We start from the raw sequence: 1835 nt of genomic DNA, 5'->3' as shown, positions 1-1835 counted from the left end.
ATCACCCGCCAGACCCTCGCCCACCCGGGCAGGCTGGCTCGACTTCCTGCCCCGACTGTTCGGCGGGCTCAACCCGGTCCGACGGCGACGTTCGGCACCACGCGTGATCAAACGCAAGTACGTCAAATGGCACGTCAAACGCGCCCATCACACCAACTGGCCGCGTCCGGAGCCAGCGACCTACACCGCAACTCGTCCCAACTGAACGGTATTAGAACGAGCCAGACCGAAGAATACAGTCAGGAAGACAGACCCGCCGCCGTTCGACGAGCAGAAGGCCCATGACCCGTCACTATCCTCTCCGCACCCTCCCCGGAAGCGTGGCCGCGTCCTCTATGGAGCCTCGCTGCCTGGTAATCAGCCACGCGCGTCCCGGACGCACGATGCCGCGCGGCGGGAGCGCACCACTACTAACCGAGTCAACGTTCAAACGAACCGACCGTTCAGAGTTTGACCTCGCCGGCCTGGTAGCGAGTCATCCAGCGAAAAAACTCTTCGAAGTCTTTGTGGCGTGCATAAATCTCGCCATTATCCTCCCATATCACTTCACCAGGACGCCCGGAGCCGTCGAGCAACAGCAATATGCAATCAGTACTACTCTCGGAGATGCCAATTGGAAGACAATCAATTGCGTTGACGCCCAACGCATCTTCGATTAAATCTTGCTCAACGAAAATCAGATCACGCGCGTCCTGAACGAAGCGTTCCGACAGTAGTTCGCGAGCACTGACGATTCGGAGGTCGTAGAGGAACCACGGCCAGCCGTTCGCCTCCTTAAGGAACTCCAAGAAAGGCGCGTCCAACCGAATTCCGAACCTCGACGAAACGGCCTCAAGATCCCTTTTCGGAGCTCCCGGCGAAGGGGGGACTGATTGGATTAGGCCTTCATCGTCATTCAACGCAGCATGTTGCTGCACCTGCTCCAAGTTCCGAACCAAGTTCTCCCAGATACTCATTCTCCCGGCAACCCCCCGTAAAAGGCGATGTAGTCCTTATAATACCAGAAACTAGTGGGCTCGTAGCCAATTGGATATCGTCCCGCTTGCGACCCGAGGCTCAAGTTCACCCTTGCAGTCAACGCCTGCCAGTGAGGCGGCTCTGCCTTGCCTGTCCATGTGGTGTCCGGAACATGGCCGGGATGTGTTCCGTTTGGATAGCAACTTGGGCACCTAGCTTTCTCGCGATTAACCGCCCGCTTTTTTGCATCAGCAATACCTGCTGTAGCGACCCGACCCGTCGGAGAAAGCAATCCATCTCGCAACGCTTCATTGGATCCAGCGACGTACTGTCGAATCTGGGCTTCTTCCCCTGGGTTCCACGGCGAACCATTTCGCGGCTCCATGAAGATCACCGGCCTGGAGTCACCGTCGTCATCTCTGTCGGTCTTCCTTTTGGCAGAACGGGCGTTGGCACGAGAGGCCGCTGCATGCTCTATGGCCGCGTCGATCGCTGCCCTCTCGGCGGCCTCTGCACGAGCAGCAGCCTGGGCGGCCGACCTGGCGCGAGCCGCGGCCGCGGCATCCTTCTGCGCGACATGGTTCGGCACGCTTATCGTGGCGGGCCTGCTCGGACGAACAGGAGGCTTGCTGGACTTCCCGATACCCCAAACGTTCCTCCAGTACGCACCCCAGCTGATCGGTGGCCCGCTGGTGACCAGCGGCGCGCCGCCACCACCGCCACCAGCCACATCAACCCGCAGACCAGACGGATCGCTCAGCGTGAGCGGGTTCTGATAGCCGTACGCATAAGCGTTCAGCTGGCGCGGTTCAGACGGCTCCAGCAACGGGTCAGGAGAGATGAACGATCCCGTCACCGAGTCGTAATAGCGGGCACCG

3 protein-coding genes are annotated in these 1835 nt (G+C 59.8%); 1 reads left to right on the top strand and 2 read right to left on the bottom strand.

From position 1 onward, the window contains the following. Positions 1-205 (top strand): hypothetical protein (locus UG56_RS28735; RefSeq protein ID WP_143055230.1); only part of this gene is annotated, 205 nt, incomplete at its 5' end. A 238-nt stretch (positions 206-443) separates the two neighbouring features. On the opposite strand, the gene UG56_RS27320 is transcribed toward UG56_RS28735, so the two are convergent. Together UG56_RS27320 and UG56_RS27720 are read right to left on the bottom strand one after the other, a co-directional pair. Further along, positions 444-917: an SMI1/KNR4 family protein gene (locus UG56_RS27320; protein ID WP_256206941.1), complete on the bottom strand. Its 474-nt coding sequence runs from the start codon at positions 915-917 to the stop codon at positions 444-446. A gap of 35 nt (positions 918-952) precedes the next feature. After that, positions 953-1835 (bottom strand): RHS repeat-associated core domain-containing protein (locus UG56_RS27720; protein WP_305728746.1); only part of this gene is annotated, 883 nt, incomplete at its 5' end.

This window comes from Nocardioides luteus (genome assembly GCF_000960475.2).
GTDB classification, from domain to species: Bacteria; Actinomycetota; Actinomycetes; order Propionibacteriales; family Nocardioidaceae; genus Nocardioides; species Nocardioides luteus_A.
This window is presented reverse-complemented; position numbering and strand designations above follow the sequence as displayed.